Genomic DNA, 19,063 nt, shown 5'->3' on the forward strand with positions numbered 1-19,063 from the left:
TACTATTGTTTTACCTTTAAAATAGGAGATGAATAGGAGTTGAATGGGAGTTGAATAGGAGTTGAATAGGAGATGCTATAAATCAAGTACAAAGTACATATGTTAAATATTCTAATTATTTAACTTATTTTATTTTGAATACACGTGGTAAAGAGCCTTATTTTTTCATTTTTATTGCTTTGCATGTGATTCTTTGGGTGAGCCGTCTTCTTTGGCACGTGGGATGGTACATGTTTTTGCAGAAAATAAATAAAAAAGTCGGAGATAAACATCACCCGTTTTAATATCCTTGGCGTGTATAGGATATAAATGTAATGAATAATGATGGATAAACATGATTTAGATAAAATAGAATTTGCTCTTTATGTGTTACAGCATCCGGAATGTATGGATAATGATAAGGTTCGGGAATGGTTGTCGGTAGCGGGGCATGAGGCTTTGCTGGAAGAGTTGAGAGCTTTTCGGGAGGCGGGAATACGTGAATTGGGAATCGGGGAGCCGGATGTCGAAAAGCAATGGCGGAAAATGAATTTAAGAGAGCCGGGAAAAAAGCGAATGCTTTATCTTGGATGGTGGTACGGGATAGTGGCAATGCTTGTCGTGGCGGTTGGTGTCGGTTTACTTTTAAAATATGATGGAGCAAAGGAGGAGATTCCGGTTGAATCGGGAGCCGTTATGCTTTCCGGGGAGGGCGGGGTGAAATTGATTACCGGGAAAGGGGATGAGATATTGTTGGGATTGAACGTGAAAAACGTGGTGGATGTACCGGGAGAAGAAAATATAGTTATTGATTCGACGGGTATATTGACATACGTGAAGGGAGATACTGCAAAGGCTGAAAAGGAAGAGTATCACCGGTTGCTGGTACCGAGGGGAGGGGAATACGCGGTGATCTTGGATGATGGAAGCCGGGTGTGGCTGAATTCCGAATCGGAGTTGCGTTATCCCGTGGCTTTCGGGGCTACAGAACGTGAGGTGTACTTGGAAGGAGAGGCTTATTTTGAAGTGAAACAGGACGAGAAACGCCCGTTCGTGGTGGTGGCGAGGGAAGTGAGTACCCGGGTGTTAGGGACTGAATTTAACGTGCAGGCTTACAAGGAAAAGGCGATAAACGTGACACTGGTGAAAGGATGCGTGGCGGTGAGGGGAGGTGGAAAAGATGCCGGGGAGGTGACATTGAAACCGGGAGAGAATGCCGCATGGACAGGAGATTCCTTTATGGTGGAACAGGTGGATATGTTGAAATACACGGCATGGAAAGACGGATTTTTTTACTATGACAATGTTCGGTTGGAAGATATATTAAACGAGTTGGGACGTTGGTTTGATTTTACCGTTTCTTATAGAGATACGAAAGTGAAAGACTATCGTTTTAATTTCTGGGCAAACCGTAGGGAGACGACGGAAGAGGTGGTTGAACGTTTAAACGAAACCGGAAAGTTGGGTATTAGTTTGAAAGGAAAGAATGTAATTATAATGTAATAAACCGGGAAAAGGTCGGCAAACCTTTTCCCGGGGATACTAGGTTGAAAGTTTTCAGCCTGAATATTAATAAAAACCATACAAATCTATGAAAAAAAGAGAAATGAACCCTTCTTTGAAAGAAGAAAAAGGGAGTTGGCATCGAAAAGTGCGTTTGATATTGGTTCTATTTACCTTATTCGGGTCAATGCTTTTTTCTGTTTCTTCGTACGGTCAAGCGAAGAATTTGAGTTTTACGTGGAAAGAAAAACCTTTGAACGAGGTGTTTAAGGTTTTGGAACGTTCGGACACGTACAAGTTCGTGTTCAATTACGAGGACGTGAAGGCTTACAAGGTGACGGCAGAAATGAACGGGAAAAGCGTGACGGAGATACTGGATATCGTGTTGCGGGAACTTCCGTTCTCATATCGTGTCACGGGAGATTATATCACGATACGCCGGAAGACGGAGAGTGCGGGGCAATGGAGATGGATTTCGGGTAATGTCAAGGATGAGCGGAAACTACCATTGCCGGGGGTGACGGTGATGGTGAAAAACATGAAAGTGGGAGGGGCGACGGATAAGGATGGTAATTACAAAATCGGGATACCTTTGGACATGGAGCGTTTCGTGTTGGTGTTCTCTTTTATCGGGATGGAGACGAAAGAGGTGGCTTATGACGGGAAGGACACGATCAATGTAATCATGAAGGAGTCTTCGGAAGTGTTGGAAGAAGTCGTGAAGACGGGGTATCAGGCCGTGAAAGAGAAAGGGGTAGCCGGGGCGTACACGAAGATAAAAGCGGAGGATTTGCTCATAACGGGCAACGAAACGTTGGAGCAAATGTTGCAAGGGTTGGTACCGGGCATGATGGTTATCAACCAGAGCGGTTTGACGGGTACCCGCCAGAAGGTGCGGGTGCGGGGAACTTCCACTTTGCTGGGAAATGCCGATCCCGTTTGGGTAGTGGACGGAATTATACAGGAGGATAAGGTGCCTTTCCAGATGGATATATTTAATACTATCGGGGACAATAACGTGGATATGATGAAGGATTTTGTCGGGAGTGCCGTTTCGTGGCTGAACCCGAATGATATTGAAGATATAACGATATTGAAGGACGCGTCGGCGACAGCTATTTACGGGGTGAAGGCGGCAAACGGGGTGATCGTGATCACGACGAAGAAAGGGCAAAGGGGGCAGATGTCGTTAAATTACGCGGGAAGTTTTACCACGAGCGTAAGAATGAATTACGACAAGTTGGAAATCATGAATTCCAAAGAACGGGTGGATCTATCGCGGGAGGGGTATCGCCGGGGAGCGAAAATGCCCAAGGAAACGATAGGTTACACGGGGTTAGCGTTGGCTTATGAAAGAGGAGAAATCGGCTTGGAGGAGTTTAGCGAGAAAGTGAAGGAATTGGAAACGACGAACACGGATTGGTTTGATATTCTTTACCGGACACCTTTTAGCCAGAGCCACACGATTAGTTTCTCGGGCGGGGATGATAAGTCGACATACCGCTCCTCGTTCGGGTATACTGACGTGAAGAACACGGCGAGAGGGAATGACCAGACGTCCTATTATGCCAGTTTGAATATGGATGTGATTCTTTGGAATCAATTGACGTTGTCCGCTTTTTTATCCGGGGATCACACGGAAACAAGGGCTTTTGCCAATGGGGTAGATCCTTTCGGGTATGCTTTCAGTACTAGCCGGGTGCTTCCGGCATACGATAAGGATGGAAAGTTGATGTATTACGATAAGAACGGGTATGATTATAATATTTTGAATGAATTGGCTAATTCCGGTAACGAGAATAAGGCGAGAAGTCTTATCACGAACTTGAGTGCCCGTTGGGTGGTAACGGAGAATTTGACGGTATCTTTGACGTTAGGTGGTGGTAGCAGTGCAACATTTGCGGAAACTTGGTTCACGGAGAGGTCGAACAAGATTGCATTCGACCGGGGATATAATTTCGGGGAGTATACAGCTGTTGATAAACCTTATCAAGATTCAAGGTTGCCGATAGGTGGGGTACAAACCGTGTTGGAAAACCGTAATTTTAATTACACTACCCGCTTGCAGGCGGAATACGTGAAATTAGCGGGAGTGCATTCGTTTAACATCATGGGGGGCGTGGAAGCCAGAAGTAACCAGAATGAGGGATACACGCAAACGAATTGGGGGTATCAACCGGATCGGGGAAAGAGTTTTGCCCACGTGCCTATCGAGACTCCCAGTGGAATATTGAATACGGATTACGCCAGGACTCAACCGACGATAACCGATAAAACTTCAAATTATTTGTCGTATTATTTGTCGGGAGGATACATGTACGATAATCGTTATTCGATTAATCTTTCCATGAGAGGGGATATATCCAATCGCTTCGGTCAGGATGCCCGGCATCGCTTCCAACCGGTTTGGTCGTTGGGATTACGTTGGAATGCATCGGACGAAAAATGGATGAAGGGGCAAAATATCGTGAGCAATCTTGCTTTCACGGGATCGCTGGGGTATCAGGGTAACGTGGCGGAGAATGTCAGTCCGGATTTGATTTGTAGTATAGAAAAAGTGGATGTTAATACGGGCGAATCGACATTGAAGGTTTCTAAACGTCCGACGCCGGATTTGAAATGGGAGAAGACTCTTTCGATGAACGTGGGGATTGATTTTGCTTTTTTCAACAATCGGATTAACGGGGTTTATAATTATTATTTAAAAAAGACGAAAGATGTGATCACGCAACGGAGTGTGCCTGCTGAAAACGGGGTGATCAGTATGTATATTAACGGGGGGGATATTACTAATTCCGGTTGGGATTTGAGTTTGAGCGTGATACCGGTACGAACGAAAGATTTCATGTGGAGTATATCCACGAGTTTCTCGTCTAACAATAATAAGGTGAATTCTTCCATGGAACCGATACATTCATACGATGACGCCGTTTCCGGGAATAAAGTGAAAGAGGGGTATCCTATCGGGGCATTCTGGGCTTTCCGTTTTAAAGGATTGGATCATGAAAACGGGGGACCTTTGTTCGACCTGACCGGGGCGGATACGAACGAGGCTTTGTTGGATGCCACGAAATATATGGTTTACGCGGGTTCCATGGAACCGAAATCTAATATAGGTTTCAATATGGTCTTTCGGTGGAAACGTTTTTCTATTCCCTTGGGCATTTATTACGTGAGAGGGAATAAAACGTTTTTGAATTCCCCGTATCCGTTGCCTTATCAGATGCCGAGTGAATATCAAAATGCTTCAACTCAATTGTTGAAACGTTGGCGGGAACCCGGGGACGAGAGATACACGAACATACCTTCTATCCCCGTCGGGGATAATTGTAAGGCGTTAAAACCGTTCCTTAATGGGAATGAATTAGCTCCTTATACAGCTTGGATGTATTCGGATGTTCGCGTGGTTGAAGCTTGGTTTATTCGTTTTAATAATTTTTCGTTCTCTTATAATCTCCCTGAGAAGTGGATTGCCGGTTTCGCGCGAAGCGTGATGCTGAATTTCTCGGCAAGTAACCCGTGGCAGATCAAGAGCAAAGATTTCAAAGGACGTGATCCGGAGGTCGCTTTAGGTAAACAACCTAAGCCGCAGAGTTTCTCGTTCGGGATAAATGTGACTTTTTAATCATAAAACAATAAGACGATGAAGACAAAGATATATATCATACTATTGACTTTCTGGTTGGGCGGTTGTAGTGATTTTCTGAAGGAATCGAGCCAGGATGAAATACGTCCTTCCACGGTAGCGGATTTGGATCAACTTTTATTGGGCGAGGGCTATTTGATAGATTATAATATTTATAATTTGACGGATATTTTGACGGATAACATGAAATGCAACGGGGTGGCGCATTCATCCATGCAGTCTTATTTTGATGCCCGGAAATGGTGTTTCCGTTGGGAGGAAAATATGTTTGCGAGTAGCGGCGGGGGGAATAACGAGAATTTCTGGGAAATTCCCTACAAGGGGATTGCCGGTTGTAATCTGGTGTTGGATAATCTGGATAAAATGTATGGCGAGGAGAATGAACGGGAAAGTCTCCGGGGAGAGGCTTTGGCGTTGAGGGGATGGCTTTATTTCCATTTGGTGAATTTTTTCGGTTTTCCCTATAATTACGGTGATTCGAACGAGAACTTGGGTGTTCCGCTGAAGTTGGATGCCGATGTGACGGATGAGTATTTCACCAGAAATACTGTGGCAGAAGTTTACCGGCAAATAGAGAAGGATTTACTGGAAGCCAATCGTTTGCTGACCATTTATGACATGGAAAGACGGGATTATTTCCGGATAGGTGATTTGGCGGCAAAAGCGATGCTGTCAAGAATGTACTTGTATATGGAAGATTGGGATAAAGCGTTGGCTTATGCGGATTCCGTGTTACTGGTGAAATCGGAGTTGTTGAATTTGGATGAATTGCCCGTTCCGAATTTATATTCCGAGCATTCTTTTCATTCCGTGTACTCTCCTTTGAATCCGGTGGAGATTATCTGGGGACGCGAGTATCATCAAACGAACTTGGGTAGCCACATGAGTTATAAGTATCCTTATTCGGTGTCGGACGAGTTGGTTGCTTTGATGGAAAGTTCCTTCATGGATTTTGACGCAGACGTGTTAAAGGATTTGCGGGGAGGTTTTTTCTTCTCGTGGAGTTCTGTCATGGTGGGAATGGAATACGATGATTACCAGATCGGGACGGTGAAAGATGATTGGTACGGGAAATACCAGGGTATCCGCACGGCGGAATTATATTTGAACCGGGCAGAGGCTTATGCCCGCAAGTATAAGAAAGACGGAACGGAAGAGTTCCGTACACGGGCATTGGCTGATTTGAACGAGTTGCGTCGCCATCGTTTGAATAATAACGTGTATCCTTTCGAGGAAGTGAGTATGGCGAATGCCGATGATTTGATTGATTTTTGTCTGTTGGAACGTCGGAAAGAATTAAGCGGGGAAACCAATCACCGTTGGTTTGACTTGCGGCGCACGGGTATGCCGGAGATAAAGCATTATTTTTTCACGGATGTTTCAGAAAACCCGGTGGAGTATAAGTTGACAACAAAGGCTTATGTTTTGCCGATACCGGAAAGGGCAATGAATCTGAACCCGAATTTGGTGCAGAACTCAAGATAGTATAAATCGAAAAACAAAGGTTATGAAAAGATATAGATTATTGTATTTGATCATGTTCGTGTTGCTTTGGGCGGGATGTGACGACTCCGAGAAATTGACTCCGTCGGAAGGTTTGGAGCCGGGATATATTCTTCCCCAAGGGGAGCATGATTATGATGAAAAGATTATGAATTGGTTTGAAGAGTGTGGTTTTTATATCCTTTACAAATTTGAACCCAGGGATGTTTATTTCAACATGGGGGGCGGTTCCCTGGAGATAAAGGTTGACACGACGGATGTAACGTTGCGCTATGCTTCGGATGACGTGTTTGTTGCCGGGGATAATGTTTATATTCTTACCAGTGAAACGGGCGAGATGTACCGGTTGGGCGAGCATGACGGGTATAAAGCCTATTTTGACGGGGATGAATTTGTCGTGGAGAAAGAAGAGATAAGGGCGAAGGGTAGTTTAAACGGTTTCCGGGTAGATCAGGCTGACGAGGAATATGTCGGGAAGCAATTGGTGTGGTTGGAAGAGGTTTTTTTGAATCATTACAGTAAGGATTTCCTGCGTGAATATATGCCCTTGAAGTTGATTTTGGGAAAGAATCTGCTCACTTATATTAATGATCTGACTCCTCCGGAAGTAAGCGGTTTTATCGTTGTTTCCAATGTATTTGTGGTAAGTTACGGTGATGAAACACAGGATAACATGAGTGATTACGACAAGTGGGAAAGTAAGTCAAAAATGAATAAATGGTTTCTGTCGGAGAAGTTATTTGATAAGATTTATAAAGTAGCCGAAGCGGAGGGGTTCTTTTCTTTCACGGATTATGATTATTTGGTGACAATCTGGTTACAGGATAATAGTTATTACCCGAACGGTTTGGTGAATTACGAGGATAATATCGTGGGCTGGGGGCAAAACGCGACACGGATGAAACAGGTCGATTTGAAATCGTATTTGTGCATGGTGGTGGATCATTCTTTTGATATGTTGAATGATGAGGCATTGAGTGGAGATTATGACAGGAATGATTGTACCGGAATATTTGACGAGAAGAAAGATTCGGGAGGATTGATTCGTGAGAAGTATGATGTTTTAGTAAAAGCATTGAATGATATAGGTATAGACCTGCAAGGAATAGGGAATATGTACGCTCCTTATTGAAATGAATTTTAATCTTTTGTTGACAAGAGGGAGGCGGTGGATGCCGTGCGTGGGTAGACGCCGTTTTCTTCTTTGCCAGATGTTGTATGTTGTAAATCATAAATGAAGTATTGTATGGAAAATCCAATTGTAAGAGTAGAACATTTGTATCACCGTTACACGACACAATGGGCGATTCAGGATGTATGTTTCAGTATCGAGCGTACCGGAATCGTGGGGTTGCTCGGTTCGAACGGGGCGGGAAAGTCTACGATCATGAATATTATTTGTGGCGTGTTGAAGCAAACGGGCGGGGAGGTGTATATTGACGGGGTGAACACGTTGGCAGATCCTATTGCGGCTCGCAAAAATATAGGTTTTCTCCCGCAAAAGCCTCCGCTTTATCCGGACTTGACCGTGGACGAGTATTTGCGTTTTAGTGCCGAGATGCGTTTGGTGAATGCGAGGGAGATAAAAATAGCGGTAGAGGAAGCCGAAGAGCGTTGCGGTATAACTCATTTCAAATCCCGATTGATACGGAATCTTTCCGGCGGTTATCAGCAACGCGTGGGGATAGCTCAGGCTATTTTGCATAGGCCTAAGTTCGTGATTCTGGATGAACCGACGAACGGGTTGGACCCGAACCAGATATTGGAGGTAAGGCATCTGATTCAAAGTATTGCGCAAGAGCGTACGGTGATGCTTTCGACTCATATTCTTTCGGAAGTGCAGGCATCGTGCGATTCGATCATGATGATCGAGCATGGGCAAGTTGTTTTTTCCGGAACGGTGGATGAATTTGACCATAATATCGAGTTAAACGTTATGTACGTGAGTTTTGATTTTCCCCCGCTACCGGATGAATTAACCGGGATACCGGGTGTCAGTAGCGCAGAAATGGTGAATGAGCGAGGGTTGCGGGTTTGGTATGACGGGGATCGGGACACGGTCAAACGGGTCGTGCGAGAGAGTATTTCCCGGGGATGGGAATTGATGGAAATTCGTGCCGAGAAAAGTTCAATGGAAGATGTTTTTGCGAAATTATCAGGTAAAAAGAGTGGAAATTATAAAACGAGAGAATCATGAGAGTGATATATAAAATAGCCCGGCTGGAGTTGGCTAACCTTTTTTATTCGCCCGTGGCGTGGATGTTGCTTGTGATTTTGGTATTCATGATGAGTTCCATGTTCACGCAGGCTTTTGACGGAATGACATTGTATCAACGGTTCGGGGCGGAGAGTTTTTATGCCGTGTCGGAGAATATTTTCTACGGTCTTAACGGCATGTGGCCGATGATGAAAAGGCTGCTTTATTTTTTTATGCCTTTGTTGACGATGGGATTGGTCAGTCAGGAATTTAGTCGCGGATCCGTGAAATTGCTTTTTTCATCACCGATTTCCAGTCGGCAAATCGTGCTTGGGAAGTATTTGGGTATCATGTTTTACGGTTTGGTCATTATGGTAGTGTTGATGCTTTACGTGCTTGTCGGTTGGTGTTGCATCAAGTCATTCGAGTGGACGGCGGTATTGACCGGGATGTTGGGATTGTTCCTTTTAATGGCGCTTTACGCGGCGATCGGATTATTTATGTCGACCTTGACAACTTACCAGATTGTCGCGGCGATCGGTTTGTTTGCCATGCTTGCTATTTTGAATATAACCTCGGAGATAGGACAGGGGTATGAATTCGTGCGTGAGATAACTTATTGGTTGGCTATCGGTAAGCGCGCGGATAATTTTATTAACGGGTTGATTTGTAGCGAGGATTTGCTTTACTTTATGATCTTGAGTGCCATGTTTGTCTGTTTCGCTATTCTGAAGATGCAATTACGGCGGGAGCGTGCTTCGTTTATAAATAAAACGGGACGTTATCTGGCTATTTTTGTGGTGGCGATGTTGTTGGGATATATTACTTCTCGTCCAATGATGAAAATATATCATGATTCTACTTACAACAAGGTGAATACCTTGACACAGGCAAGTCAGGATATCGTGAAAAAGTTGGACGGTGGGTTGAAAATCACGACTTACGTGAATTTGTTGGACATGAATTATCGTATTACTCATGACCGTATAAAACGGGATATTGCCCGGTATGACCGTTTCGTGCGTTTCAAACCGGAAATAGAACTGGATTACGTGTTTTATTATTATGCGGATACGAATAGTCGGTCATTCAGGTACTATAACCCGGGGAAAACCATGCGGCAGGCGGCAGAGGATCAGGCAGAAATGAGCCGGACGAGTTTGAGAAGGTATCTTCGTCCTGATGAAATCAATCGGCAAATCGATCTTTCGGGTGAAAGGTATCGTTTCGTGAGCCTGATAGAACGGGAGAATGGAAGAAAGACATTTTTACGCACGTTTTATGATTCTCGGAAAGTTCCTTCCGAGATAGAAATCTCCGCTGCATTAAAACGAATAGCCATGAAATTGCCATCTGTCGGTTTTGTATCGGATCATAAAGCTCGTTCCATTTCGGGAGATCGTAATCGGGATTATTCTTACATGATGGCGGAGAAAAGTTATCGTCAGGCTCTCGTGAACCAAGGGTTTGATGTCTATGAGATACAATTGGTTCGGGACCGCAATATGCTTGACAGCTTGGATGTCTTGGTTGTAGCGGAGCCTTTGGAACCATTCTCGGAAGAGGAATTGGCACTGTTGAACCGGCATATTGATAACGGGAAAAATTTGATTGTTGCCGGGAAACCCAACACGGATGAGTATTTGAAGCCTTTAACGGATATGTTGGGGGTACGTTTTACTTCCGGTGTTCTGGTTCAAAAATCGGAATATGATCAACCGGCGAATTTGTTGTTCTGCCGGGTTGCTGATGAAGCTCACGGTTTTTCTCGTTATTTTAGTCGTTCGTTTACAATGGATGGAAACTATACGATGCCCGGGGCGGCGGCGTTGGAACAGGTGAAAGATTGTGGATTTAGAATGACCCCTTTGTTGGTGAGCAGGGATTCAAACTGTTGGAATGAATTGCAGACAATTGATTTTATTAATGAAATTGCCACGCTGGATACGGCTTCGGGAGAACATGCGGGAACGAAAATAACCATGCTTGCCCTTAACCGGGAGCGTAACGGGCGGGATCAACGGATTATCGTGGTTGGAGATGCCGATTGTTTCAGTATGGGCGAATTGGAGGCTTCTCGCCGGGGAATACCTTCCTCGAATGGTGTTTTGATTGATGCCATGTTTGAATGGTTGTCTTACGGGGAATTACCCGTGAATACGGTTTACGATAGTAAGATTGATAATAACATTTATATAAATCATCGGACTTCTTATATCATGACGATTGTTTTGAAATGGGTATTACCTGCTTTACTTTTGCTGCTAGGGGTTGTCTTGTTGATTCGTCGAAAAGGAAAGTAAAAAATGAAAAATGCTGTATTGTTGGTGATCATCCTTATAATAGGGATGGTCACCGGTTGCGCTCAAAACGGATACCATATTGCCGGGGTTGTCGAGAGGGGGGAAAAAGTGTATTTGATCATGGAAAACGGTGAAAGCCGGGACACGTTGAATGAAACTCTCGCGGTAAACGGGCGTTTTGAGATGTCCGGAGTATTGGAGCGTGTTGTTCCTGTAAAAGTGAATGCCGTTTTGAATGGAGAAATCGTGGGGACAACAAGTATAAATTCTTTTAACGGAGGGGGATATTTCGTGTATTTGAGTTATAACAGATCTTTGAATGAGATACGGCAAGACCAAGCTATGGCTGAACTGGCCGGGCGTTTTTGTGAAAATGAACGGCAACTTTTGGAGCGGAGAGAAGCTTTGTTTCAAAGATATTTGACCGGAACGGAAGAGGTAAAAGACTCGGTAGGGCAGATGTACAGGAAAGTTATAGATGAATACGAGAGAACGGAAACAGGGTTGGTAAAGAAAAACCCGGACTCGTACGCGACGGCGGCGGCAATACTCGGTAATGTTGTAATTTACACGAGAAGGATGAGGCAATTCGATTATGCTTTGGGTAATCGGGTTGCTTCTGCCGGACTGGAAGTGGAAGGTTGGAAAGAGATTGAGAGGAGGTATGTTTCTTTGAGCGACCGGGCAAAGGGGTGGTTGCGGACAAGAAACATAGAGGAACGAATGGCTTCCGTAGCGGGACAGATGGAAGCTCAGGCGAGGGAAATCGCGACTTCGGTAGGGCAAATTGCTCCCGATTTCACGGTAGACGATCCGGAAGGGAAGCCTTTTACTTTGTATGGCGTGAAAGGAAAGTTGAAATTGATAGATTTCTGGGGTTCATTTTGCTCTCCTTGTCGAGCGGAGAATCCACATTTGCTGGTTTTGTATAAAGAATATAATAATAAAGGCTTCGAGATAATCAGTATTTCTTTGGATAGCCGAAAAAAAGATTGGTTAAAAGCGATTTCCGAAGACGGTTTAGTATGGAAATATAACGGGTGTGACCGGGGAGGCAAGGAATCTGCGGCTCTTTTGTACGGGGTGACCGCGGTTCCCGTGACGATTTTATTGGATGAGAATAATAAAATTATCGGACGCCATTTGAACCGGGAACAATTGAGAAAGAAGGTAGAAGAGTGTTTGAAATGATTCGTGTCAAAAAGAATCTTGATATAAAAGATTCCTATATAGCTGATTTTGCTCCATGAAGATGGGATAAATCATTCATTGATGTTATATTTGTATCGTATATCTGAGAATATATGATAGAATCGGTTGATTACAAGAGGATTTTTGAACAATTGTTTCGGGAGAATTATGCCCGGCTTTATTATCATGCTTTCAGTTTTTTGAATGATGAGGAAACCGCGAAAGATATCGTGAATGATGTATTCGAGCGTGTATGGGTGAATTTTGAAAAGGTTGAATTTTCGACTTCGATAGTACCGTTATTATATACTTTAGTTCGGAATCGATGTGTTAGTTATATTCGTCACAGGCGGGTGCGGGAGCGTTTTGCCAAAGAGATGTTGCAAGAGGAGGTGTGTGTCAATGAGGAGTACATGGAATATGAGATGTTGATAGAAAAGTTACGTTACTCCGTGGAGCAATTGCCCGGGCAGACGAAGGTTGTTTTTAAAAAATGTTTTTTGGATGGCAGAAAATATCAAGAGGCGGCTGACGAATTGAGTATTTCTATAAATACGGTTAAAACACACATAAATAAAGCGTTAAAGATATTGAGGGCTAGGTTTTCCAGGGAGGAGGTCATTCTTGTAGTGTTCCTTTTAAACAAGCAAGTTTAGTTTTAATATGCGGAAAAGGAAAAATTATGAATTGCGGGGACTGAATGCAATTTTAGAGTAAAGAAATTGTGTTTCAGTCCTCGTGAAATTGTACCTATTTGTGGTTTTTGTTTTTTAGCGGTGTTTCATGTGTCGCTTCTTCTGCCACGTAAGATGGTACATTTTTCTTGTTTTTGCTTTTTTTCGGTTTTTTGTTTCCTGCTGCACCCATGATAAATTCTCCTAATAATTTAATCGTTAAAGTATTAATTTATAATGAGTAGAAATCGGTTATTTGAAAATAGCTGTTCTATTCACGAACAGAAATAGACAAAAGATATGCCAAACAGGGAAGAGTTGTCAAGTTATCAAGTTTGTAATGCCAATTTGACAGGGATGAAGAAAAATTATTTTTGATAGACAGAATACGTGAGCGGCGTATGATGGTTACAACGGTGTTGCGCGTGTCTGTTAGTTGTCGGTAACGTGGTGTTTAGGTGGCGTTAATCTGCTTTAGCAGTTTATGGGCAGATTAATGGCAGGTTAAGAGCAGGTTAACGATGTGTATCATTTGTTTATAAGTTGTATTAAAAACGTGCTTTTTTAGCCTGGAAATGCGTGGGAAGAATCTTCTCGCAAGGGTGTTCTCGTGTATTTTGACGAGCAAAAATATATCCCGTTTGTCATTTTTGTTTTTTAACTCTATATTTGTGGCACTAATGGGGAGCGTATGTTTACATTATTGGAAAAAAAACGCTATTTTGAACAATTGTTCCGGGAGAGTTATTCCCGGCTATATTACTACGCTTTAAGTTTTTTGAATGATGACGAGCGGGCGAAAGATGTGGTGAGTGATGTTTTCGAGATCGTGTGGAAGGGGCGGGACCGCCTTGAATTTTCAACTTCATTAGTTCCTTTTTTATATAAACTTGTCCGTAATGCCTGTCTGGATGAATTGCGGCATGAAAAGACAGCGCAACGTTTTGCTGCGTATATGCGGGAAGAACCCGAGGCGGTGGACGAAAGCAAGCATTTGGAATACGAGTTGTTGATCGACCGGATACACCGTGCCGTGGAGCAGTTGCCGACTCAAACGAGGAACGTGTTCAAAAGATGTTTTCTGGAAGGGAAAAAATATCAGGACGCGGGGGCGGAGTTCGGTATCACGGTGAACACGGTAAAAGCCCATGTTATGAAAGCGTTACGGATACTGCGGGAACAATTCTCCGGGGAAGAGTTTATACTGCTTTTCTTGTGTTTCGGGAAGTCTACCGAAAAAAAATAAAAAAAAGTCGTTTTTGGCATTACCCATTTTGCAGGGGTCTACGTGTATGGGGTAGATGAATATGACAAAATGGATAAAAAGTATAATTATCGGGATATAGAATTTGGCATGGACGTGCTCAATCATCTGGTGAAGGACGATGAATTGGTGCGAGAATGGTTGCGGGACGAGGAGCACGGGCAATTGCTGGAAGAATTGCGCCGTATCCGGGAAGGGAGTTTGGCGGCTGTCGATAAAAAGAAGCCGGATGTCGACGGGGAATGGAAGAAGTTGAACCGGAAGATTTTGCGGAAAAGGATGCTTTGGACTTACAGGGTAGCGTCGGCTGTCGCTTGCATCGGTATCGTGATTTCAATCGGTTGGTTGTGGAGGAGTCCGATGCCCGCGAAGCGAACGCCTTTCGTGATGGTGATGCCTGAGAATGACGATTTTACCCCCCGAGGGGTTACACTTGTATTGAATAACGGGGAGGAGATCGATTTGAACCGGGAGAACCGGAAGGTTTTGGTGCAGCGTTTGCCCCAAGTGATCCGGTCTATCACGGCGGATTCTTTAAAGGGGTTGGTTTATTCTCCCGGGCAACCGCTCCCCGAATTGGAAGGGAATCACACGTTAAAGGTGCCCCGGGGTGGAGAGTATTTCGTGATTTTGGATGACGGGACGAAAGTGTGGTTGAATGCGGAGACGGAATTTCGTTATCCGGTCGTGTTCGGGGAAAAGGAACGCGTGGTGGAGTTGTCGGGAGAGGCTTATTTTCAAGTGCGGCGGGACGAGACGCGACCTTTTATAGTGAAGACGGCAGGGGTTCGTACCCGTGTGTTGGGAACGGAATTTAACGTTCAGGCGTATTCAAGGGAGAAAGAAAATATCACGCTCGTGAATGGAAGTGTAGCGGTCAAGGCTACCGGGAGGAGGAAAGAAGTGGTGTTGAAACCTCACGAGAATGTCCTGTATAGCGAGGGAAAACTGAAAGTGACGAAGGTGGATATACTGAAGTATACCTCGTGGAAAGAAGGGTATTTCTATTATGACGACGAGCGGTTGGAAGATATATTGACGGAACTGGGACGTTGGTATAATTTCAGCGTGGTATACGAGGAACCGGAATTGAAGGAGTTGCGTTTTAAGATTTGGGCAGATCGGAAGGCGACTTTCAGCAAGGTCGTGGAATATTTGAATGAAATGGGAAAATTAAAAATAGAGGTTCGGGATAATTGTATTATAGTTTTTAAGAAGTAGAAATGATGTATTGGAAATCAAGTATTTGAAAGGCGTGAGCCTCTCGAAAAGGGGATTGTTGTGTCTTGAATTTTAGAATGTTAAATAAATGAATTATGGAAAAAAAGCGAAGATCGGTTTATTTAAGGCGGGGACAAGGATGGAGGAAAATGACATTGTGGATGTTTTTTATGCTATGGGGGTTCCTTGGTTTCTCTCAGGAAAATAAGGTTTCTTTTAAATTTGTAGATCAGGAATTATCCTCCGTGTTGAAGGAGCTGGAAAAGGCGGACGTGTATAAATTCATGTTCAATTATGACGACGTGAAGGGGAAAAAGGTCACGTTGGAGGTGAAAGACAAGAAGGTGTTGGAGATATTGGATCTCGTGTTGAAGGATTTGCCGTTCACGTACCGGACGGACGGGGTGATGGTGATTATAAGACCGAAGGTTGCCGACGTGTCTGCCAAAAAGCATATACTTAAAGGTAAGGTCGTGGACACGAAAGGGGAACCGATGGTGGGTGTCACCGTGCGTCTGGATAGCACGACGGTCGGGACGGCAAGTGCCGCGGACGGGACGTTCACGTTGGCGATCGATAAGCCGGTGGGGAATCTGATATTCTCTTTTATCGGTTTTAGTGCGAAGAAGGTGGCGGTGACTTCCGGCAAGGAGGTGGTCGTGAAGATGGAAGAGGAAGTTTCCGACTTGGATCAGGTGACGGTGATCGCCTACGGGTCAAGAAAGAAACGGGAGTTGATCACTTCCGTAGCATCGATCAAGGCGGATGATATAAAAGAGATTCCCGCTGCCAGTCTGGAAACCTTGTTGCAGGGGCGTATGGCGGGTGTTGGGGTGAATATCCAGTCGGGTTCTCCCGGTGGCGGGGGAACGAACGTGGCGGTACGCGGGTACAATTCCTTGTGGCTAGATGAAGCGGGAGGGGGCGACGGTTCGCCGCTGTACGTGATCGACGGGGTGCCCGTGCATTCGTTTACTTCCCCGGTGACGGGAACGAACACGATAGCGGAGATTGATCCCTCGACGATAGAGTCGGTGGAGGTGTTGAAGGATGCCGCCTCTGCCGCTATTTACGGTTCACGTGCCGCGAACGGGGTGATATTGATTACCACGAAAAAGGGACGTGCGGGCGAGGGGAAGTTCTCCGTGAACCTGTCCTATTCGGCTTCCGTGTTGCCGAAAGCCCCGACACAGTTGGGCGGACGGGAGGAACGCCTGTACCATATGGCGGTCATGCGGGCGCAAAGAAATGCCTACGAGGTGAAGGGGAAGGGATATTACAAGTACCCGACTTCATACGAGGAGGCTGCTAATAACGAGGCTATATATGATGCTTTTTGGAATAGTGGTTTAGGGGTGGGAACAAAGAGTATTAGAATGGTTCAGGATTCCTTGAACCCTTTTTTCAACAATTCCACGAACTGGTACAAGTATATCTTTCGGACGGGAAAGATACTGAATGCTAATATCCAGACAAGCGGCGGTACGGAAAAGATGACTTACATGGTTGGTGCGGGGTATTACAAGGAAACGGGGATTATGCCGGGAAGTGACTTTTCCCGTGTGAATTTGTTGACGAATCTTTCCTTCAATCCCGTGAAGAAGTTGACCGTGGACAGCCGTTTTTATCTGGCGTACACGGACAGAAGCCGGGGTGCGACATCGGGGGATGCTTTCAAGTACGAGAGCTTCACGGTCGATCCCAATTATACCTCTTCGTTGCTTTTGAAGGGTGGGGCGGTAGAAGAAAAAATGTTGCAGATGCTGAACGGGCAAGTGGAAAATAACACTTCTTACCGTTTAAGGGCTAACTTGCAGTTGAGGTACGAGATATTGAAGGGATTGTCTGTTTCGACTTCTTTGGCGTTGGATTATACCCAAGCGAACCAGAACCAGTTTACTCCCAGTTATCTGGATCCTAACGGTTATAATGAAAGTAAATCTTCGGGAGAGATTGCCCGGGATATGTTGTTGTCGAACGAGAATTTGTTGAGTTACGTGTTCACGCTCGACGAGGTGCACAATTTTGATTTGTTGTTCGGGTTGGCGTATGACGGTAGCAAGAAATGGAGTAACAGCGGTCACGGGTTGCGGGGACCGAGTGACCGGATCGAGTATGTCGGAAGTGGTTTTCAGGATTTGGTATACGATCCGAGGGTGGATGATTACCGTGCTTTAAAAGATTATGGTTCCGATTTTTCGGAAACAGCGATGGTGAGTTATTTCGGGCGTCTGGCTTACAATTATGACAAAAAATACTTGTTGGAAGCCACGGTGAGGCGGGACGGGTCTTCCGTGTTCGGTGCGGATGTGCGTTGGGCTACGTTCCCGTCCGTAGCGGTCGGGTGGGCTTTTTCTACCGAGCGTTTCATGAAGTGGGCGTGGTGGTTGAATTACGGGAAGATCCGGGCTAGCTGGGGACGCTCCGGTAGCCAGTTCGCGATCCCGTATCTGGCACAGGGCTTGATGTCCCCGGGAACGATCTTTGACGGGGTACAGGGAATGCAGCCCGAGGGGGTGATTAACCGTAAACTGAAATGGGAAGAGTCGGATCAATATGATTTCGGGTTGGATATGGACTTTTTTAATTATCGCTTGAACCTGACCATAGATTATTACTATAAATACACACGTGCCTTGATAAACAAAGAGTCGCTGCCCGGCGATATGTACGGGTTCAACGGGGTACAATGGCGGAACACGATGGCTATTTCCAACGAGGGGTTGGAGTTGGACGCCAAAATCGATATCCTGAGAGACACGGAAGTGAAATGGCGTACGCGTTTCAATATATCCCGGAACTGGAATCGTTTCCGGAAGAGTTACTCGGGGAGAGATTTCTATGACAAGGTGATTGGCAAACCGTTGAGCGGGATTTATCTTTTCAAGGATTTGGGTATGATCGAGAGTGATGCCGATGTCCCGTATATATTCGATCAATCCGGTAAAAAACAGATGTTGTCACCGGAAGGGGACGAGGAATATTTTTTCACGAAGGGAATGCGCCGTATTGCGGATATTGACGGCGACGGGCAGATCACGGAAGATGATTTGGTTTATTCCGGGACCACTTTGCCACAGGCTTACGGCGGGCTTGTGAACGAGATTAAATGGAAGAATTTTGACGTGAATATTTTGTTGACTTACACGCTCGGGCGTAAAATGGTGAATCAGTTCAAGTATAGTACCCTTCAGGGAAGATTGGGAGTTTATCCCGTTTTCGCGGATGTGTCATTGTCCGATTTTTGGCAGTATGCCGGTGACGGGAGTAAGTACCAGACTCTCGGTTTGTATGGCAATTCCACGTTGATCAATATAACCGGACAAACGACAGCTTCACTGGAAAACGTACATTATTGCAGGTTGAAACAATTGACGATAGGGTACAATCTTCCGAAGCGTATCATGAAGAAGTTGTGGTTGGACGGTATCCGGATTTTCGTGACGGGAGAAGACTTGTTCCTGTTGTCAAATTATTCGGGGCTTGACCCGGAAGTGGCGAATATCGCTACCGGATTCGATGACGGTCGTACTTATCCCTTGGCGCGGAAATGGACTTTTGGTTTGACTGTAAATTTTTAAA

Annotated in this window: 11 protein-coding genes; all 11 read left to right on the forward strand. The window is 44.9% G+C overall.

The features are described 5' to 3' along the window. Positions 1 to 321 precede the first annotated feature (321 nt). Positions 322 to 1,482, forward strand: a complete 1,161-nt coding sequence (locus tag ACK8P8_RS00790) for a FecR family protein (protein WP_369859965.1) — start codon at positions 322 to 324, stop codon at positions 1,480 to 1,482. An 88-nt stretch (positions 1,483 to 1,570) separates the two neighbouring features. Continuing rightward, positions 1,571 to 5,107, forward strand: a complete 3,537-nt coding sequence (locus tag ACK8P8_RS00795; RefSeq protein ID WP_369859967.1) for a SusC/RagA family TonB-linked outer membrane protein — start codon at positions 1,571 to 1,573, stop codon at positions 5,105 to 5,107. An 18-nt stretch (positions 5,108 to 5,125) separates the two neighbouring features. Further along, the gene (locus ACK8P8_RS00800) at positions 5,126 to 6,613 is read left to right on the forward strand and encodes a RagB/SusD family nutrient uptake outer membrane protein (protein ID WP_369859968.1); all 1,488 of its coding nucleotides are present in this window, start codon (positions 5,126 to 5,128) and stop codon (positions 6,611 to 6,613) included. A 22-nt stretch (positions 6,614 to 6,635) separates the two neighbouring features. Further along, on the forward strand, positions 6,636 to 7,763 hold the full coding sequence (locus ACK8P8_RS00805) for a hypothetical protein (protein ID WP_369859969.1): 1,128 nt from the start codon (positions 6,636 to 6,638) through the stop codon (positions 7,761 to 7,763). A 114-nt stretch (positions 7,764 to 7,877) separates the two neighbouring features. Continuing rightward, positions 7,878 to 8,828: an ABC transporter ATP-binding protein gene (locus tag ACK8P8_RS00810; RefSeq protein WP_369859970.1), complete on the forward strand. Its 951-nt coding sequence runs from the start codon at positions 7,878 to 7,880 to the stop codon at positions 8,826 to 8,828. Continuing rightward, entirely contained in the window at positions 8,825 to 11,131 is a 2,307-nt protein-coding gene (locus ACK8P8_RS00815) for a Gldg family protein (protein ID WP_410025408.1), read from the forward strand. The genes ACK8P8_RS00810 and ACK8P8_RS00815 overlap by 4 nt, the downstream gene beginning before the upstream one ends. A 3-nt stretch (positions 11,132 to 11,134) precedes the next feature. After that, positions 11,135 to 12,322: a TlpA family protein disulfide reductase gene (locus tag ACK8P8_RS00820; protein ID WP_369859972.1), complete on the forward strand. Its 1,188-nt coding sequence runs from the start codon at positions 11,135 to 11,137 to the stop codon at positions 12,320 to 12,322. Between the two features lie 113 nt (positions 12,323 to 12,435). After that, a complete protein-coding gene (locus ACK8P8_RS00825; protein ID WP_369859973.1) occupies positions 12,436 to 12,978 on the forward strand; it encodes an RNA polymerase sigma-70 factor in 543 nt (180 codons plus the stop codon). A 709-nt stretch (positions 12,979 to 13,687) separates the two neighbouring features. Beyond that, positions 13,688 to 14,242 (forward strand): RNA polymerase sigma-70 factor, encoded by a 555-nt coding sequence (locus ACK8P8_RS00830; RefSeq protein WP_099292912.1) that lies wholly within the window; start codon positions 13,688 to 13,690, stop codon positions 14,240 to 14,242. A 69-nt stretch (positions 14,243 to 14,311) separates the two neighbouring features. After that, a complete protein-coding gene (locus ACK8P8_RS00835; RefSeq protein ID WP_369859975.1) occupies positions 14,312 to 15,481 on the forward strand; it encodes a FecR family protein in 1,170 nt (389 codons plus the stop codon). A 95-nt stretch (positions 15,482 to 15,576) separates the two neighbouring features. Next, complete coding sequence (locus ACK8P8_RS00840; RefSeq protein ID WP_369859976.1) at positions 15,577 to 19,062, forward strand: SusC/RagA family TonB-linked outer membrane protein; 3,486 nt, start codon at positions 15,577 to 15,579, stop codon at positions 19,060 to 19,062. Position 19,063: the final 1 nt, after the last annotated feature.

The organism is Butyricimonas muris (assembly GCF_046365375.1).
Lineage (GTDB): Bacteria > Bacteroidota > Bacteroidia > Bacteroidales > Marinifilaceae > Butyricimonas > Butyricimonas muris.